Source organism: Actinokineospora lacus (assembly GCF_053813445.1).
In genome coordinates, this window is record NZ_JBQERA010000002.1 from 431,923 (window position 1) to 450,318 (window position 18,396).

Genomic DNA, 18,396 nt, shown 5'->3' on the forward strand with positions numbered 1-18,396 from the left:
CAGGAACCTCAATGGCGGAGCTGACGATCTCGTCGGACGAGATCCGCAATGCGATCGAAAACTACGTCTCCAGCTACTCCCCGGATGTCAACCGGGAGGAAGTCGGCTCTGTCGCCGACACCGGCGACGGCATCGCCCACGTGGAGGGCCTGCCCTCGGCCATGGCCAACGAGCTGCTGGAGTTCCCGGGCGGCGTGCTCGGCGTGGCACTGAACCTCGACGCGCGCCAGATCGGCGCCGCCATCCTCGGCGACTACGACAAGATCGAGGAGGGCCAGGAGGTCAAGCGCACCGGCCGCGTCCTCTCGGTCCCGGTCGGCGACGGCTTCCTCGGCCGCGTGGTGGACCCGCTGGGCAACCCGATCGACGGGCTGGGTGAGGTCGTCTCCGAGGGCTCCCGCGCGCTGGAGCTGCAGGCGCCCACCGTCGTGCAGCGCCAGCCGGTCGGCGAGCCGCTGCAGACCGGCATCAAGGCCATCGACTCGATGACCCCGATCGGCCGCGGCCAGCGCCAGCTGATCATCGGCGACCGCAAGACCGGCAAGACCACGGTCTGCGTCGACACGATCATCAACCAGAAGAAGGCCTGGGCCACCGGCGACCCGAAGCAGCAGGTGCGCTGCATCTACGTCGCGATCGGCCAGAAGGGCTCCACCATCGCGGGCGTCAAGGCCGCGCTGGAGGAGGCGGGCGCGATGGAGTACACCACCATCGTCGCCGCCCCGGCCTCGGACTCCGCGGGCTTCAAGTGGCTCGCCCCCTACACCGGCTCGGCCATCGGCCAGCACTGGATGTACGCGGGCAAGCACGTGCTGATCATCTTCGATGACCTCACCAAGCAGGCCGAGGCCTACCGCGCGATCTCGCTGCTGCTGCGCCGCCCGCCGGGCCGCGAGGCCTACCCCGGCGACGTCTTCTACTTGCACTCGCGCCTGCTGGAGCGCTGCGCGAAGCTCTCCGACGACGAGGGCGCGGGCTCGATGACCGGTCTGCCGATCATCGAGACCAAGGCCAACGACGTCTCGGCCTACATCCCGACCAACGTCATCTCCATCACCGACGGCCAGTGCTTCCTGGAGTCGGACCTGTTCAACTCCGGTCAGCGCCCCGCGGTCAACGTCGGCACCTCGGTGTCCCGCGTCGGCGGCTCCGCGCAGACCAAGGCGATGCGCAAGATCTCCGGCACGCTGCGCCTGGAGCTGGCCCAGTACCGCGAGCTGGAGGCGTTCGCCGCCTTCGCCTCCGACCTGGACGCCACCTCGAAGGCCCAGCTGGAGCGCGGCATGCGGATGATGGAGCTGCTCAAGCAGAACCAGTTCTCCCCGATGCCGGTCGAGGAGCAGGTCGTGTCCATCTACGTGGGCACCAAGGGCTACATCGACTCGGTGCCGGTCGCCGACGTGCGGCGCTTCGAGGCGGAGCTGCTGGACAACCTGCGCCACCGGCACGGGGGCGTCCTGGAGGAGATCCGGGTCAACCGCGAGCTGTCCTCGGACAACGAGGAGCGCCTGGTCGCCGCCGTCGAGGAGTTCAAGTCGGGCTTCACCTCCGGTGACGGCTCCTCGGTCGTGGTGACCGAGACCGAGGCCGAGGCGATGGACGCCGACGCGGTCGGCCAGGAGACCGTCAAGGTCGCCAAGACCGCCCCGAAGAAGTGACCCGCTGTGGCCCAACTTCGTGAGATCCGGGCGCGGATCAAGTCCGCGCAGTCGTTCAAGAAGATCTTCAAGGCGCAGGAGCTGATCGCCACGTCGCGGATCAGCAAGGCACAGGCCAGGGTGGCCGCGTCGAAGCCGTACTCCGACGAGATCACCAAGGTGCTCAGCCTGCTGGCGGGCGGTGTGGCCAATGTGGACACCCCGCTGCTCACCGAGCGCGCCCGGCCCAAGCGGGCGGGCGTGCTGGTGGTCACCAGCGACCGCGGCCTGTGCGGCGGCTACAACGCCAACGTGCTGCGCGTGGCGGAGGAGCTGCAGACGCTGCTGCGCGAAGAGGGCAAGACGCCGGTCATCTTCGTGGTCGGCCGCAAGGGCCTGAACTACTACAAGTTCCGGCAGCGGACCGTGGCGGGTTCGTGGACGGGCTTCTCCGAGAAGCCCGCCTACAGCGACGCGGTGGCCGCGGGCGAGGCGGCCGTGCAGGCGTTCCTGCAGGGCGCCGACGACGAGGGGGAGAACCCCGGCCCCGACGGTGTGCTCGGCGTGGACGAGCTGCACATCGTCTACACCGAGTTCGTCTCGATGCTCACGCAGAAGCCGATGGCCAAGCGGGTCGCTCCGCTGGTCGTCGAGTACTCCTCCGACGAGGAGGCCGCCGCGGCGGCCACCGAGCTGAAGTCGGCGTACTCGTTCGAGCCCGGCGCGGAGACGCTGCTGGAGAACCTGCTCCCGAAGTACATCAACACCCGGATCTACGCGGCCCTGCTGGAGTCGGCGGCCTCGGAGTCCGCTGCCCGGCGCACGGCGATGAAGGCCGCCACGGACAACGCCGACGAGCTGGTGCGCAGCTTCACCCGCGCGGCCAACCAGGTTCGCCAGGCGCAGATCACCCAGGAGATCAGCGAGATCGTCGGCGGTGTGGAGGCTCTTGCCGCAGCCGCAGGAAGTGATGACTAAGCCATGACTGCCATTCAGGAAACCAAGAACGCCGTCGGGCGCGTTGTCCGGGTGATCGGTCCGGTCGTCGACGTCGAGTTCCCGCGCGGCTCCGTTCCCGAGCTCTTCAACGCCCTCAAGGCCGAGGTCACCTACGAGGCACTGAGGAAGACGCTGACCCTGGAAGTCGCCCAGCACCTCGGGGACAACCTGGTCCGCACCATCTGCATGCAGCCCCAGGACGGCCTCGTCCGCGGCGCCCCCGTGACCGACACCGGCGAGTCCATCTCGGTCCCGGTCGGCGACGCGGTCAAGGGCCACGTGTTCAACGCCCTGGGCGAGTGCCTGGACAAGCCGGGCCACGCCGCGGACGTCGAGCGCTGGGGCATCCACCGCAAGCCCCCGGCGTTCGACCAGCTCGAGGGCAAGACCAAGATGCTGGAGACCGGCGTCAAGGTCCTCGACCTGCTCACCCCGTACGTCGAGGGCGGCAAGATCGGCCTGTTCGGCGGCGCGGGTGTCGGCAAGACCGTGCTCATCCAGGAGATGATCACCCGTATCGCCCGCAACTTCGGTGGTACGTCGGTCTTCGCCGGGGTCGGCGAGCGCACCCGTGAGGGCACCGACCTCTTCCTCGAGATGGAGGAGATGGGCGTGCTCCCGGACACCGCGCTGGTGTTCGGGCAGATGGACGAGCCGCCGGGCACCCGTATGCGGGTCGCCCTGTCCGCGCTGACCATGGCGGAGTACTTCCGCGATGTGCAGAACCAGGACGTGCTGCTGTTCATCGACAACATCTTCCGGTTCACCCAGGCGGGCTCGGAGGTGTCGACCCTGCTGGGCCGCATGCCGTCCGCGGTGGGGTACCAGCCGACGCTGGCCGACGAGATGGGCGAGCTGCAGGAGCGCATCACCTCCACGCGTGGCCGCTCGATCACCTCGATCCAGGCCATCTACGTCCCCGCCGACGACTACACCGACCCGGCCCCGGCGACCACCTTCACCCACCTGGACGCGACGACGGAGCTCTCCCGTCCGATCTCCCAGAAGGGCATCTACCCGGCGGTCGACCCGCTGAGCTCGTCCTCGCGCATCCTGGACCCGTCCATCGTGGGCGAGGAGCACTACCGGGTGGCGCAGGAGGTCAAGCGCATCCTGCAGAAGTACAAGGAGCTGCAGGACATCATCGCGATCCTCGGCATGGACGAGCTGTCCGAAGAGGACAAGGTGACGGTCAACCGGGCGCGGCGCATCGAGCGCTTCCTGTCGCAGAACTTCTTCGTCGCGCAGAAGTTCACCGGCGAGGAGGGCTCCTTCGTCAAGGTGTCGGACACCATCGAGGCGTTCGACAAGGTCGCCAAGGGCGACTACGACCACGTCCCCGAGCAGGCGTTCCTGTCCATCGGTGGCCTGGACGACCTTGAGCGCAAGTACCAGCAGCTGACCGGCAAGAAGAAGTAGTACCGAGCAGTCGAAAGGGGCCGGTGTCCACTCTGGACACCGGCCCCTTTTTCGCTATCCCAGGGTCACCACGACCGGGTCCTTGCCCGGGGTACTCACCTCGACCTGCCCGCCGTCGACGTCGGGCACGAGAGCGGCGTTGGCGCCCAGGGGCTGCCACCGCGCGTCCTCGGTGGGCCGGAAGGCCAGGGAAGCGCCGTGCTGGGCCACGACCCAGCCCTGCCCGTCGGGCAGCCGCACCCGGGCGGGCAGTGGCTGGACCGGGGCGAGCCTGCCGCCGTAAGTGACCGACAGGACCTCCCCGCCCGCGTCGGTGGTGATCGCGTAGAGGTGCCCCGGTGGCGGCTGCCGCGTCCTGCTGCAGAAATACTCGCGTCCTAGCCGTGGAGGGCGAGGTAGGTGCTCAAGGCGGTCAACGACGGGCCGTCGCTGATCTGTCCGTTGGCGACGAGGCCGCGCAGGTCAGTGACGGGAACCCACTCGACCCGGCTGGCTTCGGCGGCGCCCGCCGAGCCCTCCCGGCGGGCTTCGAAAGCCGAGGAAGACCTGGTACCGCTGGTCGCTGATCCCGGTGAGAGGGCTGTACCTCACGAGCGGTTCGACCACGGCGACGCGGTGACTGGTCTCCTCCAGGATTTCCCGCCGCGCAGCGTCGATCGGGGTCTTCGCCATCGTCGATGCGGCCCGCTGGGATCTCCCAGCCCACGTGTTGGTGGTGTTAATTCCCGGAATCTAGGTAGCGGAATCGGAATGGGCCGGGAAGCTTGATGGCCTTGAGCCACATCCAACTTCGCTGTAGTCCGCCGACCTCGACGCAGTGGAGGTGGACTTGAACTGTCATCCCGCGCTCTGCTTGATACAGCGTAGGGATAAAGATGTCGAACTCCTCATCGAGTACGACCTGTTGAAGCTGTCCTTCGATGACGTTAAGGCCACCCACGAGGTCTGCTTCGTGGCCGATCGGTGGGTCTTCAGTCAGCAGGGCGGCTTCAATCATCCATACCGGATGCACGCGAATCGGCCCATTACCCTTGATCATCTTGACTGTGATGGCCCATGCTCCGCTTTTGAATATTCGTGATTTGAGGGTGAATTCTGGGCGGTCCTCACGATTCATGCGATTGACTTCGTTCTGAACCTGTTGCTTCATGATATCAATTTGATCTTGGGTGGCCTTGGCTACGGAGTCGGCCGTATCGGCCTGTCTTTCCGCCAAATCGGCGCTTCGTTTAGCCGATTCAGCTTGTATCTCAGCGGCATCCGCGCTTCGTTTCGCTGAACCTGCTTGCCGTTCGGCTGCACCCGCGCTGCGTTTCGCCGCGTTCATACTGCCGAGTGCGATGAATGAGGAGATGATCGCCACGCCGAGGGCGAACCACGTAGCAGCGTCGCCAGTTTCCACTGAGGTACCTCTCGACTCGCCGATCTTGCCCGGCTCATCTGCAAACGGCTTCGGTCTGTTACCGACCGCCCATGCCGTACGCCCGCCCGTAGGCGACGTGCGGGCGGTCGGTTAATCAATGGGCGGGTTTGTCCACGGGCCGCAGAGCAGGTACGCGGTGCGCGGCAGCGCGGGCGACCGGTGCGCCACGAAGTCGGCGAAGTCCCCGATGTCACGGTCCGGGTCGATGGTCGTCACCCCCAGTCATCAGTGTGGTTCATCGTCGGGGAAGACACCGGGTGGCCTCGGGAGGTTGCGCACCGGCCGACTAGACTCCCCGACAACCGCGAGCTGAAGGAGAGACGCGTGGCTGAGATGTCCGTCCAGCTGGTCGCCGTGGAACGACGCCTGTGGTCGGGCTCCGCGTCGTTCGTCGTCGCGCAGACCACCGATGGTGAGATCGGCCTGATGGCCGGGCACGAGCCGGTTCTCGGCCAGCTCGTCGAGGGGGGCGTCGTGAAGATCACGACCACCACGGGCGAGGTCGTGACCGCGGCCGTGCTCGGCGGGTTCCTCTCGGTGAACGCCGACAACGTCAGCATCCTGGCCGAGTCGGCCGAGCTCTCCGGCGAAATCGACGTCGACGCCGCCCGCCGGGCCCTCAGCGACGACGACGTCGAGGAGCGAGCCCGAGCGGCCGCCCGCCTCCGCGCCGCGGACACCGCAGCCTGATGCGACGCTGACGAGCGGGGGGAGCGGGCCGGTGGACATCAGCGACGTGGTGGTGCTGGCCCTGGCCGCGATCCTGCTCGTGCTGATCCTGCTCGTCCTGCGCCGCCTGCGGCTGCTGCGGATGGGTGGCGTGCACGTGGCCATGCGGACCCGCGTCGACGACTCCGGCAAGGGCTGGCACCTCGGCGTCGGCCGCTACCAGGGCGATGAGTTCACCTGGTTCCGCGCGTTCAGCCTGCGCGCGGGCCCCAACCTCGTCATCCGCCGCGACGGCCTGGAGATCGCCGAGCGCCGCGACCCCGAGCGCGCCGAGATGCCGGTGATGCCCACCGGCGCCCGCATCCTGCAGACGACGGCGGGCGAGACCCGCATCGAGATCGCGATGGGCCCGGACACCCTCACCGGGTTCCTGTCCTGGCTGGAAAGCGCGCCCCCGGGCCACCGCCTGCCCTGGGCCTCGTAGCGCTGTGGACTAACGCCCCGCGCCCGGCTTCCAGAGGACGTCGCCGTCGGGGTTGGCGACCCGGCCCAGGACGAACAGCAGGTCCGACAGGCGGTTGAGGTACTTCGCCGCCAGGGGGTTCGTCGTCTCCGGCTCCGCTTCCACCTGCGCCCAGGCGTTGCGCTCGGCGCGGCGGGTGACCGTGCGGGACTGGTGCAGCAGCGCGGCGGCGGGGCTGCCGCCGGGCAGGATGAAGGAGTTCAGCTTGGGCAGCGGGGCGTTGAACTCATCGATCCAGCCCTCCAGCCGGGTGATGTACGGCTCGGTGATCCGCAGCGGCTCGTACGGCGGGTCGGGCACCACCGGGGTGCACAGGTCCGCCCCCAAGTCGAAGAGGTCGTTCTGCACCGCCCGCAGGACGTCGGCCACCTCCGAGGGCGGCGCGCCCAGGGCGAGGACCAGGCCGATGACCGCGTTGGCCTCGTCGACCTCGGCGTAGGCGGCCAGGCGCGGGGAGGTCTTCCTGACCCGGGAGCCGTCGCCGAGCGCGGTGGTGCCGTTGTCGCCGACCTTGGTGTAGACGCGGGTGATGTGAACGGACATGGCCGCAAGCCTAGGGCCAGGCGAACCCTCTGGAGCGGTCAAGGCATGATGCTCGCGTGACAGAGCATTTCCAGGTGCGCGGCGGCGCGCGGCTCGTCGGCGAGGTCGATGTCGTCGGGGCGAAGAACAGTGTTCTCAAGCTCATGGCGGCCGCCCTGCTGGCCGAGGGCACCACGACGCTGACCAACTGCCCGGAGATCCTGGACGTGCCGCTGATGGCCGACGTCCTGCGCAGCCTGGGCTGTGAGGTCGACATCGACGGGGGCACGGTGGTCATCGCGACCCCGGCCGAGCTGAACCACCGCGCCGACTCCTCCTCCATGGGCAAGCTGCGCGCCAGCGTGTGCGTGCTCGGGCCGCTGGTCGGGCGGTGCAAGCGGGCGGTGGTCGCGCTGCCCGGCGGCGACGCCATCGGGTCGCGGCCGCTGGACATGCACCAGAGCGGGCTGCGCCAGCTCGGCGCGCGCACCGAGATCGAGCACGGCTGCGTCGTCGCCGAGGCCGAGGGCCTGCACGGGGCCCAGATCTGGCTGGACTTCCCCAGCGTGGGCGCCACCGAGAACATCCTGATGGCCGCCGTCCTCGCCGATGGCACGACGGTGATCGACAACGCCGCGCGCGAGCCGGAGATCGTCGACCTGTGCCTGATGCTCCAGCAGATGGGCGCCATGATCGAGGGCGCGGGCACCTCCACCCTGACCGTGCACGGCGTCACCTCGCTGCGCCCCACCGAGCACCGCGTCGTCGGCGACCGGATCGTCGGGGCCACGTGGGCCTTCGCCGCCGCCATGACCCGCGGCGACATCACCGTGCGCGGGGTGAACCCGCACCACCTCGACCTCGTGCTGGAGAAGCTGCGCACCGCGGGCGCGGAGATCACCACCGCCGACCACGGCTTCCGCGTCGTGCAGCACGAGCGGCCCCGCTCGGTGGACTTCGTGACCCTGCCCTACCCGGGTTTCGCCACCGACCTGCAGCCCTTCGCCATCGCGCAGAGTGCGATCTCCGAGGGCACGTCGATGATCACCGAGAACCTGTTCGAGGCCCGCTTCCGCTTCGTCGAGGAGATGGTCCGCCTCGGCGCCGACGCCCGCACCGACGGCCACCACGCCGTCGTCCGGGGCGTCCCGCTGCTCTCCAGCGCCCCGGTCTGGGCCTCCGACATCCGCGCGGGCGTCGGACTGGTGCTGGCCGGGCTGTGCGCCGACGGCGTCACCCAGGTCTGGGACGTCTTCCACATCGATCGCGGCTATCCGCGCTTCGTGGAGAACATGCAGCGCCTGGGCGCCGACGTCCGGCGGGTCCTGACCTCACCGGACTAGGGGCCCTGACCGGTCAGGCCCGCTTCCTGGGCCAGCACGGCGGCTTGCACGCGGGAGCGCAGGTCCAGTTTGGTCAGCACCCGGGACACGTGCGTCTTCACCGTGGCCTCGCCGATGCCCAGCCTGCGGCCGATCTGGTGGTTGGACAGGCCCTCGCCCAGGCACACCAGGACGTCGTGCTCGCGCTCGGTCAGCCGGTCGAGGCCCGGTGGTGGCGCGGTGACCCGGGGCGCGGACTCGGCGAAGGCGCGGATGAGGCGGCGGGTGACGCTGGGCTCGATGACGCCGTCGCCTGCGGCGACCAGGCGCACCGACTCGATCAGGCGGGCGGAGTCCACGGACTTGAGCAGGAAGCCCGCCGCGCCCGCGCGCAGCGCGCCGTAGACGTACTCGTCCATGTCGAAGGTCGTCAGGACCAGCACCGGGCACGTGCCCTCGGCGACCAGCGTCCTGGTGGCCTCGATGCCGTCCACGTCGGGCATCCGCACGTCCATCAGGACGACGTCCGGGCGCAGCGCGCGGGCCTTGCGGACCGCGGCGGCGCCGTCCCCGGCCTCGCCGACGACCTCGACGCCCTCGGCGCCGTCGAGGATCAGGCACAGGCCCGCGCGGATGGCGGCGTGGTCGTCGGCGACCAGGACGCGGATGCTCACCTGTCCTCCAGGGGGAGTTCGGCGCGCACGTGCCAGCGGTCGCCGTCGCGCCCGGCCGCCAGGGAGCCGCCGACGGCGGTGGCCCGCTCGGTCATCGACAGCAGGCCGGTGCCCTGCCCCAGCGCCCGGGTCGCGGGCACGTCGTTGACGACCTCGACGAGCAGCCTGCCGTCCTCGGCGCGCACCCTCACCTCGGCGCGGGCGCCGCCGTGCTTGACCGCGTTGGTCAGCGCCTCCTGCACGATCCGGTACGCCGAGAGGTCGACCGCCGCGGGCAGCTCCGCGGACACCGACGTCTCGGCCGCCACCTGCAGCCCGGCGGCGCGGGCCGACCCGACCAGGCCCGCCAGGTCGCGCAGGCGCGCGGGCGCGGTCATGGCGTCGGGCTTGGCCTCGTTGCGCAGCAGGCCGATCATGGCGCGCATCTCGGTGAGGGCGGCGACGCTGTTCTCGCGGACCGAGCGCAGCACCGTCCGCACGGTGGCCGGGTCGCCGTCGACGCGGCTGAGCAGCGCCTCGGACTGGATGGCCACCGCGCAGACGTGCCCGGCGATGACGTCGTGCAGGTCGCGGGCCATGGCGGCGCGCTCGGCGGTGACGGCGGCGGCGCGGTCGAGCGCGGCGATCCGGGCGAGCTGGTCGGCGCGGGCCCGCTCGGCCTCGGCGGCGTCGCGCTGGCGGCGCACGTTCGTCCCCCACCACACCGGCAGCAGGGGGATCGGCGCGATGGCGAGGAAGTACAGGGTGGAGTCGCGCAGGTCCTTGCCGACGGTCAGCGACACCGCCAGCATGGCCGCGACCGCGGCGAAGGCCAGGCACAGCAGGACCCGGGACGCCCGCCGCGATCCGTTGAGGACCGCGGCGTAGAGCAGGTCGCCCGCGGCCAGCAGGGCGGGCAGGCTCAGGCCCATCAGGGCGTCCAGGACCAGCAGGGGCTGGCCCGCGAGCAGTCCCGCGACGGGGTGGCGGTCCCGGCCCAGTTGCAGCGCGCAGATCCCGGCCAGCACGAGCAGCCGGGCCCACTGCGGGGCCGGGATGACCGCGGCGGGGGAGACCAGGGGGACGTCGACGGCCAGCAGGACGCACCCGAAGCCGAAGCAGACGACGGCGTGCCAGAGCGGCAACTGCCACGGCCGCCTCGGTTGCTCCACACCGCCATCACAGCACAGCGCGCGCGGCGCGGCGTCCACCCTTCGTCGGACATCCGTCGAAGTGATGAGGGCGGGTCGCCCTGTCCGCCGACGCGGTCGGGGCGCTGCGGGGGACAGGCTGGAGTTCGTGGAATGGATCGCGGAAAACCCGATGGTGGCGCTGATCGCGGCGTGCGAGATCGGGTTCTGGGTGCTGCTGGCCGCCGGGCTCGCCGCCCGTTACCTGCTCAAGTGGCGGCGGGTCGGCGTCGTGCTGCTGGTGGGGACGCCGGTCCTCGACGCGGTGCTGCTGGTGGCCACGGTCGTCGACCTGCGGCGCGGTGGGGAGGCCGGGATGGCGCACGGGCTGGGGGCGGCCTACCTCGGCTTCAGCGTCGCGTTCGGACACAGCGTGATCCGGTGGGCCGACCAGCGGGTGGCGCACCGGTTCGCGGGCGGTCCGCCGCCGTGGAGGCCGCCCAGGCACGGTCCCGGCAGGCTGGCGCACGAGTGGCGGGAGTGGGGCAGGTGCGTGCTGGCCTGCGGGATCGCCGCGGCGGTGATCCTGCTGCTGTCCTTCGTCGTGGCCACGCCCGCCCAGACCGAGGCGCTGTGGGCGGGGTGGCTGCCGCGGCTGGGCTGGGTGAGCGGGCTGTGGTTCGTCTTTGGTCCACTGTGGAAGACGGTCGACCGGCAGGGGGCGCGGGCCTGAGTTCCCACGCCCACCTAGCTTGACCAGCGAGAGAACCCGCGCCGCCGTCCTGGGCCTTCCCGTGGCCAGGGGTTGACATCGTCAATGGTCTAGTCCATTTTGATGACACCCTGCATGCCCCTGGAGGCCAGCTATGACGTCTCAATCCAGGCGGGCACTCGCCGCACTGGTCGCCGCGGTGACCGTGTGCGCCGGACTGGTGCTCACCTTCACCGGCAGCGCCGCGGCGGCCAACCTGCTCCGCAACCCCGGGTTCGAGACCGGCAGCCTGGAGGGCTGGACCTGCTCCGGCTCGGCGGCGGCCACCTCGGCGGACAAGCGCACCGGCGCCTACGCGATGACCGCCACCCCCGCCGGGCAGGACAACGCCCGGTGCTCCCAGTCCGTCACCGTCCAGCCCGGCCAGCGCTACACCCTGACCGCGTGGGTCAAGGGCGCCTACACCTACCTCGGCGCCTCCGGCACCGGCACGACCGACGTCAGCACCTGGACGGCGTCGACGGCCTGGACCCAGCTGTCCACCTCGTTCACCGCGGGCTCCTCGACCCGCCAGGTGACCGTCTACCTGCACGGCTGGTACGGCCAGCCCGCCTACCTCGCCGACGACGTGAACCTCGACGGCCCGGGAACCCCGCCGACCACGACCACCACCAAGCCCACCACGACGACCACGACCACGACGACCACGACGACAACCACCACGCCGCGGCCGCCCACGTCGCTGCCCAAGCACGTCCTCACCGGCTACTGGCACAACTTCGACAACGGCGCCCGCGCCCTGAAGATCGCCGACGTGCCCACCAGCTACGACATCATCGCCGTGTCCTTCGCCGACGCCGTCCCGGGCGTGCAGGGCGCCGTCGACTTCACCCTCGACCCCGGCCTGGTCGCCAAGCTCGGCGGCTACACCGACGCCCAGTTCAAGGCCGACGTCCGCACCGCGCAGGCGCGCGGCCAGAAGGTGATCATCTCCGTCGGCGGCGAGCGCGGCACCATCTGGGTCGGCAACGCCCAGGCCGCCACCGCCTTCGCCAACTCCGTCGTCGCGCTGATCAACGAGTACGGGTTCGACGGGGTGGACATCGACCTGGAGAACGGCATCAACCCGACGTACATGACCCAGGCGCTGCGCGCGATCCACGCGGGCGGCGGCCGGATCATCACGATGGCCCCGCAGACGATCGACATGCAGTCCACCCAGGGCGGCTACTTCCAGACCGCGCTGGCCATCAAGGACATCCTGACGATCGTCAACATGCAGTACTACAACTCCGGCACGATGATGGGCTGCAACCAGCAGGTCTACGCCCAGGGCACGGTGGACTTCCTCACCGCGCTGGCCTGCATCCAGCTGCAGGGCGGGCTGCGGCCCGACCAGATCGGCCTGGGCCTGCCCGCCTCCCCGTCCGGCGCGGGCGGCGGCTACCAGTCCCCGGCCAACGTCAACCGGGCCCTCGACTGCCTGACCAAGGGCACCAACTGCGGCAGCTTCCGCCCGTCGACCACGTACCCCACCTTCCGGGGCGCGATGACGTGGTCGATCAACTGGGACGCCTCCAACGGGTACGCGTTCGCCAACTCGGTCGGCGCGCACCTGGACACCCTGCCGTAGGAGGGGTCCCGGGGGACGTGCGCGGCGGTGCGAGGGCGCCCGCCGCGCACGTCCTCAGTCCGGCCAGGCCGCGGTGCGCTTCTCCAGGAAGGCGGCCATGCCCTCCTTGGCGCCGGGCAGCTGCGACGCCTCGGCCATCACCTCCAGCGCGATGGCGTAGGCGTCGGCCTCCGGGCGGTCGAGCTGGGCGTAGATCGTCCGCTTGCCGAGCGCCTTGCTGGCCTGGCTGCCGCGGGTGGCCCGGCGCAGCAGCTCGTCGGTGGCCTCGTCGAGGTCCTCCGGCGCGACGACGCGGTTGACCATGCCCCAGGCGAGCGCGGTGGCCGCGTCGACGGGCTCGCCGGTCAGGGCCAGCTCCATCAGCCGCTTGCGTCCCACGGCCCGCGCCACCGGCACGGCCGGGGTGTGGCAGAACCACCCGCCCTTGCCGCCGGGCAGCGCGAACCCGGCGGTGTCGGCGGCGACGGCCAGGTCGCAGGAGGCCACCAGCTGGCAGCCCGCCGCGGTGGCCAGCCCGTGCACCTTGGCGACGACGACCTGCGGGATGTCCTGGATCGTGGCCATCACCTCGGTGCACAGCCGCAGCAGCTCCAGCACGCCGTCGCGGTCGCGGGCGGCGACGTCGGCGAAGTCGTGCCCCGCGGAGAACACCGGGCCCGCCCCGCCGAGCACCACCCCGGTCGCGTCGGTCTCACCGGCTTCGGTGAAGGCGTCGCGCAACTCGGTCAGGTGCTCGGCGGAGAGCGCGTTGCGCCGGGACGGCCGGTTCATGGTGACGCGGACGGTGTCGCCGTCGCGCGCGACCAGGATGTGCTCGTACATGGGCTCGACGCTAGGTCACATCGTGGGCAATGCCCAGCAGTTGTTGGGCGCGGGCCGCCCGGCGAAGCGGCCCTCCAGCCAGGCGAAGACCGCGGGGTACGCGGCGACCGCGCCGCCGACGTGGGTCGGGGCGAGGTTCGGCAGGAACGCCACCGTCGCGCCCTTCGCGCACCAGTCCGCGGCGACCTTCCGGCCCACGCCGTACGGGATCACGTCGTCGAGCACGCTGTGGGAGACGACCACCGGCACGGCGGGCTTCAGCCGCCCGATCAGCTGCTCGCCCACCATGGCCTTGAACTGCTCGTTGGTCGAGAGCAGGTCGGTCAGCGGCCTGCCGTCGGCGGTCAGCGTCGCCGACCGGGTGAACGCGTACCTGGCCACCGCCTCGATCGTGCAGTGGTCCTCCAGCTCGGCGAACAGCGCCTGGCCGCGCGCGTTGAGGAACGGGTCCATGTCCACGCCGTAGCCCGCGGCCAGGCCGACGGCCGCGTAGCCCAGGAACGCCGCGTACAGCCCGCCGTCGAGGTTCACGCCGACCTTCTGCAGGTCGGCCGGGATGGCGCCCGCGGCCACGCCCTTGAGGTCCAGCTCCGGCGCGTACGCCCCGGCCAGCTCGGCCGCGGCCGCCGCGGCACCGCCGCCCTGGGAGTACCCGCTGATGGCGACCGGCCCGTCGTCGGGCAGCCCGGCCTCGGGCAGGCGCTGCGCCGCCCGGACGGAGTCCAGCACCGCGCGGCCGGAGACGACGCGGTTGACGTAGGTGTGCGTGCCAGGGGTGCCGAGGCCCTCGTAGTCGGTCACCACGACGCCGTAGCCGCGCAGCAGCAGCCCGCCGATGAACGGGCCCTCGTACTCGCTGCCGACCGCGAGCTGCCGCGACGGCGCGCAGTGGTCGCCGAGGCCCTGGGTGCCCGGCGCGTACGCCACGATCGGGCGCTCGCCCGCGCCGCGCCAGGCGTGCCTCGGGGTGAGCACCGTGCCGGTGACGGCGATGGGCGTGCCGTCGCGGTCGGTGGTGCGGTACATGACGCGGTTGACGACGGCGTCGACCCTCACCAGCCTCAGCGGGTCGAGGAAGAAGTCGGCGGGCTCGGAGCGGACGACGTCGCCGTCGGCGGCGGGCAGGGTGGCGGGCGGGTCGTAGAAGGACGGGAGCGCGGCGGCCGGGGAGGCGAGCAGGCCCGTGACCATGGCCGCGGCCACCGCGAGCAATCCGAAACGCAGGGCTGGTCGGAGTGCCACTGTGAACTCCTCGTGGTTACGGCACCGAAGGCTACTCGGAAGTAGCACTAGCTCGGTCACAGTGACCGGCGCCACCGCGCGCTGTCAATCCCGCTCGGACGTCCTTTGTGACGGCGAACAACGCCGCTTGTGGCTTGGGCTCGGCCGAGGGACGCCCAGGGCAACCCTGGGGCGCGCGGCTCGCGGGGCTCAGTGAGCGGCGCCGCGGGGTATTTCGTTAGATCGTTCAGTTGTAGTTTTGTTCAACAATCCAACACGTGAACGACGGCGCAGCGGGGGACGGGCGCGAGCACGCCATGGTTTCAGGGTGAGGCGGCCCGATCGTGCGGTCAGGCGGTGGCCAGGTCGTTCGCCTCGCGGATCACGGCCACGATCTCGGCCATGATCTGGGTCATCTCGTAGTCCTTCGGGGTGAAAACGCGGGCAACGCCTTGGGCCAGCAGCACCTCGGCGTCCTCGGGGGGCACGATCCCGCCGACGACGACCGGCACGTCGCCCGCGCCCGCCGCGCGCAGCCCCTCGACCACCGCGGGCACGGCTTCCAGGTGCGAGCCGGACAGGATCGACAGGCCGACGACGTGCACGCCCTCCTGCACCGCGGCGGCCACGATCTGGTCGGCGGTCAGCCGGATGCCTTGGTAGACGACCTCGAACCCGGTGTCGCGGGCGCGCACGGCGATCTGCTCGGCGCCGTTGGAGTGCCCGTCCAGCCCGGGCTTGCCGACCAGCATCCGCAGTCGCTCGCCGAGTTCCTCGCCCGTGGCCTTGACCTGCTCGCGCACCCGCGCCAGCGCCGCGCCCGCCTCGCCGGAGGCCGACACCCCCGCCACGCCGGTGGGCGCGCGGTACTCGCCGAACACCTCGCGCAGCGCCGCGGACCACTCGCCGGTGGTCACCCCGGCGCGGGCGCAGGCCAGCGTCGCCGCCATGAGGTTGGCGTCGGTCTTGGCGGTGTCCCGGAGGGTGGCGAGCGCCGCGGTGACGGCCCCACCGTCCCGTTCGGACCGCCACGCGGCCAGCGCGGCGACGGCCTCGCGCTCGGCGACCGGGTCGGTGGTCTCGATGGACTTGACCCCGCCGGACTGCAGCGGGCTCGGCTCGGTGCTGTCGAACTTGTTGACCCCGACGATGACCTCCTCGCCCGCCTCGATCCGCCTGCGGCGGTCGGCGAGCGCGGAGACCATCTGGGTCTTCATGTAGCCGTTCTCGACCGCCGCGACCGCGCCGCCCATCGCCTGCACCCGGTCGATCTCGGCGCGGGCCCCGGTGACGAGTTCGTCCACTTTGGCCTCGATGACCGGGGAGCCGTCGAAGATGTCCTCGTAGTCGAGCAGGTCGGTCTCGTAGGCCAGCACCTGCTGCATCCGCAGCGCCCACTGCTGGTCCCACGGCCGCGGCAGCCCCAGCGCCTCGTTCCACGCCGGGAGCTGGATCGCGCGGGCGCGGGCCTTGCGGGACAGCGAGACGGCCAGCATCTCCAGCACGATGCGCTGGACGTTGTTCTCCGGCTGGGCCTCGGTCAGGCCGAGGGAGTTGACCTGCACGCCGTATCGGAAGCGGCGGTGCTTGGGGTTGTCGATGCCGTAGCGGTCGCGGGTGATCTCGTCCCACAGCTCGGTGAAGGCGCGCATCTTGCACATCTCCTCCACGAACCGCACGCCCGCGTTGACGAAGAAGGACATGCGGGCGACGACCTCGCCCCTGCGGTCCTCGGGCACCTGGCCGGAGTCGAAGACCGAGTCGAGCACCGCCATCGCGGTCGACATCGAGTACGCGATCTCCTGCACCGGGGTCGCGCCGACCTCCTGCAGGTGGTAGCTGCAGATGTTGATCGGGTTCCACTTGGGCACGGTGGCCACGGTCCAGGCCACCATGTCGGTGATCAGGCGCAGGCTCGGGCCGGGCGGGAAGACGTAGGTGCCCCGGGAGAGGTACTCCTTGATGATGTCGTTCTGCGTCGTCCCGGCGAGGCGGGCGACCACCTCGTGCCAGTCGCGGCCCTCGGTCTCGGCCTGCTCCTGGGCGACGGTGACGTAGAGCGAGAGCAGCCACATGGCGGTGGCGTTGATCGTCATGGAGGTGTTGGCCTCGCCCAGCGGGATGCCGCTGAACAACGCCCGCATGTCGCCGATGTGCGTCACCGGCACCCCGACCTTGCCGACCTCGCCCCTGGCCAGCTCGTGGTCGGGGTCGTAGCCGGTCTGGGTGGGCAGGTCGAAGGCCACCGACAGGCCGGTCTGGCCCTTGGCCAGGTTGCGCCGGTAGAGCTCGTTGGACTTCTTGGCGGAGGAATGGCCCGCGTAGGTCCGCATGACCCACGGGCGGTCTCGCTCACGATCAGTGGGGTACGGCACCGGTGTGAACCTCCGTTAACTCGCCCTTTCGCCGCAGCGTACTGGCCGGTAACACGGTGTCGGCGGTGCCATTGCTCACAGGATCGTTCGAGACGCGCGCCCCGGCCGCCCCCAGCATCGGCGCCACCCGCCCTGCCCGCCATCCGGTCCGTCTCGTGAGTCGCCGCCCGACGGCGCATCATTGACCCGTGGACCTGCCCGCGCCGTACCTGACCCTGGTCGCCCTCGTGGTCGTCGGCCTGCTGGGCCTGGTCCTGCGCTGGGCCTTCGCGAGCGACCGCAACCGCGACTACGGCCTGCTGCGCGAGGTCGCGACGGTCCCGAGCCGCACCGCCGCCACCATCGTGGAAGACCGCCTCCGCGACGCGGGCGTCCGGACAACGACGGTGCCAAGCCCGGACGGCGAAACCCTCCGCATCCTGGTCTTCCCCGCCGACGCGAACCGAGCGATCGAGACGCTGCTGGAGGACAGTCCCTAGTCCGGCGACGACGACGGGGGATGTGCGCATAGCTCGCGACGAGTGCGTGGCCCTCGGGCTCTGGCGCCCCCGTCAGCCTTGCCAGGGGCGCACGTTGCCCCAGCCCCACGCGGGCACCGGCTCAGCCGGGTTCGGCTCGGCGCCCGGCCGAGAGAGGATCACCGCCATGCGGGTGCCCCACTCCAGGTAGCCGACGAACGCCGAACGGAACTCCGGGTCGTCCGGAAGGCCCACCTCGTCGGCGGTGTCCTGCAGGAGCGCGACCCACCGCCTGCGCTGCTGCTCGCCGATGCCCCTGCCCCAGGTGTTTGCCGACCATGTGCGCGTGGCCGCCGCGGTTCTCCGAGTACGTGCGCGGACCGCCGAACACCTCACCGAGCCACGTCGCGACGTGCTTCGCGTGGTCGGGGTCCATGCCCGCGAACAGCGGGGCCAGCAGCTCGTCCTGGGCGACGCGCTGGTAGAACGTCTGGAACAGCTTCTCCAGCGCGCCCGCGCCGCCCGCCCACTCGTACAGGGTCGGCACCGAGCCGCCGATGTCCACCGGTGCGTAGTGGCGCATCTCCTCGATGTCCTCGACGAACTCGCGGATCTCGGCGAAGAACGGTGGGAAGTGCGGTCCTGTGCGAAAGCCCGCCAGGTGGTCGCAGGTGGAGGTCCAGGTCAACCGGACCACGTAGCTCTCCGGCTCCTCCTCGCAGCGGCTCAGCTCGATGTCGTGGCACTCCGGCGCGGCGGCCAGGTGGACGGCCGCGCGGCGGTAGGCGTCCTCGAACTCCGCCGCGCGACGGGCGGTTACCCGGTATCGGATGTACTCGATCGTCACCGCCGCAGTCGAGCACTCTTGGGTCTCCGCG

19 protein-coding genes are annotated in these 18,396 nt (G+C 70.9%); 9 read left to right on the plus strand and 10 right to left on the minus strand.

Features of this window, described 5'->3' with window-relative positions; translation table 11 throughout:
• Positions 1–11 precede the first annotated feature (11 nt).
• The 3 genes from atpA to atpD are packed head-to-tail and all read left to right on the plus strand — an operon-like array spanning position 12 to position 4,055.
• On the plus strand, positions 12–1,658 hold the full coding sequence (gene atpA, locus ACTG9Q_RS06325; protein WP_455571661.1) for a F0F1 ATP synthase subunit alpha: 1,647 nt from the start codon (positions 12–14) through the stop codon (positions 1,656–1,658).
• Positions 1,659–1,664: 6 nt separating this feature from the next.
• Entirely contained in the window at positions 1,665–2,615 is a 951-nt protein-coding gene (locus tag ACTG9Q_RS06330) for a F0F1 ATP synthase subunit gamma (RefSeq protein ID WP_455571662.1), read from the plus strand.
• Positions 2,616–2,618: 3 nt separating this feature from the next.
• A complete protein-coding gene (gene atpD / locus ACTG9Q_RS06335; protein WP_455571663.1) occupies positions 2,619–4,055 on the plus strand; it encodes a F0F1 ATP synthase subunit beta in 1,437 nt (478 codons plus the stop codon).
• Positions 4,056–4,109: 54 nt separating this feature from the next.
• Here atpD and ACTG9Q_RS06340 read toward each other — a convergent pair whose 3' ends face one another.
• From ACTG9Q_RS06340 to ACTG9Q_RS06350, 3 genes are all read right to left on the minus strand, one after another.
• Positions 4,110–4,295 (minus strand): hypothetical protein, encoded by a 186-nt coding sequence (locus ACTG9Q_RS06340; RefSeq protein WP_455571664.1) that lies wholly within the window; start codon positions 4,293–4,295, stop codon positions 4,110–4,112.
• Positions 4,296–4,773: 478 nt separating this feature from the next.
• Entirely contained in the window at positions 4,774–5,457 is a 684-nt protein-coding gene (locus ACTG9Q_RS06345; protein WP_455571665.1) for a hypothetical protein, read from the minus strand.
• A gap of 111 nt (positions 5,458–5,568) precedes the next feature.
• Positions 5,569–5,694 carry a hypothetical protein gene (locus tag ACTG9Q_RS06350; protein ID WP_455571666.1) on the minus strand — a complete coding sequence of 42 codons (126 nt, stop codon included), beginning with the start codon at positions 5,692–5,694 and terminating at the stop codon, positions 5,569–5,571.
• A 108-nt stretch (positions 5,695–5,802) separates the two neighbouring features.
• On the opposite strand from ACTG9Q_RS06350, the gene ACTG9Q_RS06355 reads away from it, so the two are divergent.
• Both ACTG9Q_RS06355 and ACTG9Q_RS06360 read left to right on the plus strand, forming a co-directional pair.
• On the plus strand, positions 5,803–6,168 hold the full coding sequence (locus ACTG9Q_RS06355; protein ID WP_455571667.1) for a F0F1 ATP synthase subunit epsilon: 366 nt from the start codon (positions 5,803–5,805) through the stop codon (positions 6,166–6,168).
• Between the two features lie 31 nt (positions 6,169–6,199).
• Positions 6,200–6,631, plus strand: a complete 432-nt coding sequence (locus tag ACTG9Q_RS06360) for a DUF2550 domain-containing protein (protein WP_455571668.1) — start codon at positions 6,200–6,202, stop codon at positions 6,629–6,631.
• A 9-nt stretch (positions 6,632–6,640) separates the two neighbouring features.
• Here the strand turns inward: ACTG9Q_RS06360 and ACTG9Q_RS06365 are convergent, their stop codons facing one another.
• Entirely contained in the window at positions 6,641–7,213 is a 573-nt protein-coding gene (locus ACTG9Q_RS06365) for a cob(I)yrinic acid a,c-diamide adenosyltransferase (protein WP_455571669.1), read from the minus strand.
• Positions 7,214–7,269: 56 nt separating this feature from the next.
• Between ACTG9Q_RS06365 and murA the strand changes: the two genes are divergently transcribed.
• A complete protein-coding gene (gene murA / locus ACTG9Q_RS06370; protein WP_455571670.1) occupies positions 7,270–8,535 on the plus strand; it encodes a UDP-N-acetylglucosamine 1-carboxyvinyltransferase in 1,266 nt (421 codons plus the stop codon).
• Here the strand turns inward: murA and ACTG9Q_RS06375 are convergent.
• Complete coding sequence (locus ACTG9Q_RS06375) at positions 8,532–9,188, minus strand: response regulator (protein ID WP_455571671.1); 657 nt, start codon at positions 9,186–9,188, stop codon at positions 8,532–8,534. The genes murA and ACTG9Q_RS06375 overlap by 4 nt on opposite strands.
• On the minus strand, positions 9,185–10,339 hold the full coding sequence (locus ACTG9Q_RS06380) for a sensor histidine kinase (RefSeq protein ID WP_455571672.1): 1,155 nt from the start codon (positions 10,337–10,339) through the stop codon (positions 9,185–9,187). Before ACTG9Q_RS06380 ends, ACTG9Q_RS06375 begins: the two co-directional genes overlap by 4 nt.
• Positions 10,340–10,490: 151 nt before the next feature.
• Here ACTG9Q_RS06380 and ACTG9Q_RS06385 point away from each other — a divergent pair, with 151 nt between their 5' ends.
• Positions 10,491–11,030 carry a hypothetical protein gene (locus ACTG9Q_RS06385; protein WP_455572026.1) on the plus strand — a complete coding sequence of 180 codons (540 nt, stop codon included), beginning with the start codon at positions 10,491–10,493 and terminating at the stop codon, positions 11,028–11,030.
• Positions 11,031–11,163: 133 nt separating this feature from the next.
• Entirely contained in the window at positions 11,164–12,642 is a 1,479-nt protein-coding gene (locus tag ACTG9Q_RS06390) for a chitinase (protein ID WP_455571673.1), read from the plus strand.
• 54 nt (positions 12,643–12,696) lie between these two features.
• Here ACTG9Q_RS06390 and ACTG9Q_RS06395 read toward each other — a convergent pair whose 3' ends face one another.
• The 3 genes from ACTG9Q_RS06395 to ACTG9Q_RS06405 form a co-directional block, all read right to left on the minus strand.
• On the minus strand, positions 12,697–13,464 hold the full coding sequence (locus ACTG9Q_RS06395) for an enoyl-CoA hydratase-related protein (RefSeq protein ID WP_455571674.1): 768 nt from the start codon (positions 13,462–13,464) through the stop codon (positions 12,697–12,699).
• Positions 13,465–13,479: 15 nt separating this feature from the next.
• Entirely contained in the window at positions 13,480–14,655 is a 1,176-nt protein-coding gene (locus tag ACTG9Q_RS06400) for a lipase family protein (protein WP_455572027.1), read from the minus strand.
• 380 nt (positions 14,656–15,035) lie between these two features.
• Positions 15,036–17,060, minus strand: coding sequence for a methylmalonyl-CoA mutase family protein (locus ACTG9Q_RS06405; RefSeq protein WP_455571675.1), 2,025 nt, complete (start codon positions 17,058–17,060; stop codon positions 15,036–15,038).
• A gap of 188 nt (positions 17,061–17,248) precedes the next feature.
• Between ACTG9Q_RS06405 and ACTG9Q_RS06410 the strand changes: the two genes are divergently transcribed.
• On the plus strand, positions 17,249–17,539 hold the full coding sequence (locus ACTG9Q_RS06410; RefSeq protein WP_455571676.1) for a hypothetical protein: 291 nt from the start codon (positions 17,249–17,251) through the stop codon (positions 17,537–17,539).
• Between the two features lie 121 nt (positions 17,540–17,660).
• Here the strand turns inward: ACTG9Q_RS06410 and ACTG9Q_RS06415 are convergent, their stop codons facing one another.
• Positions 17,661–18,365: a globin domain-containing protein gene (locus ACTG9Q_RS06415; protein WP_455571677.1), complete on the minus strand. Its 705-nt coding sequence runs from the start codon at positions 18,363–18,365 to the stop codon at positions 17,661–17,663.
• Positions 18,366–18,396: the final 31 nt, after the last annotated feature.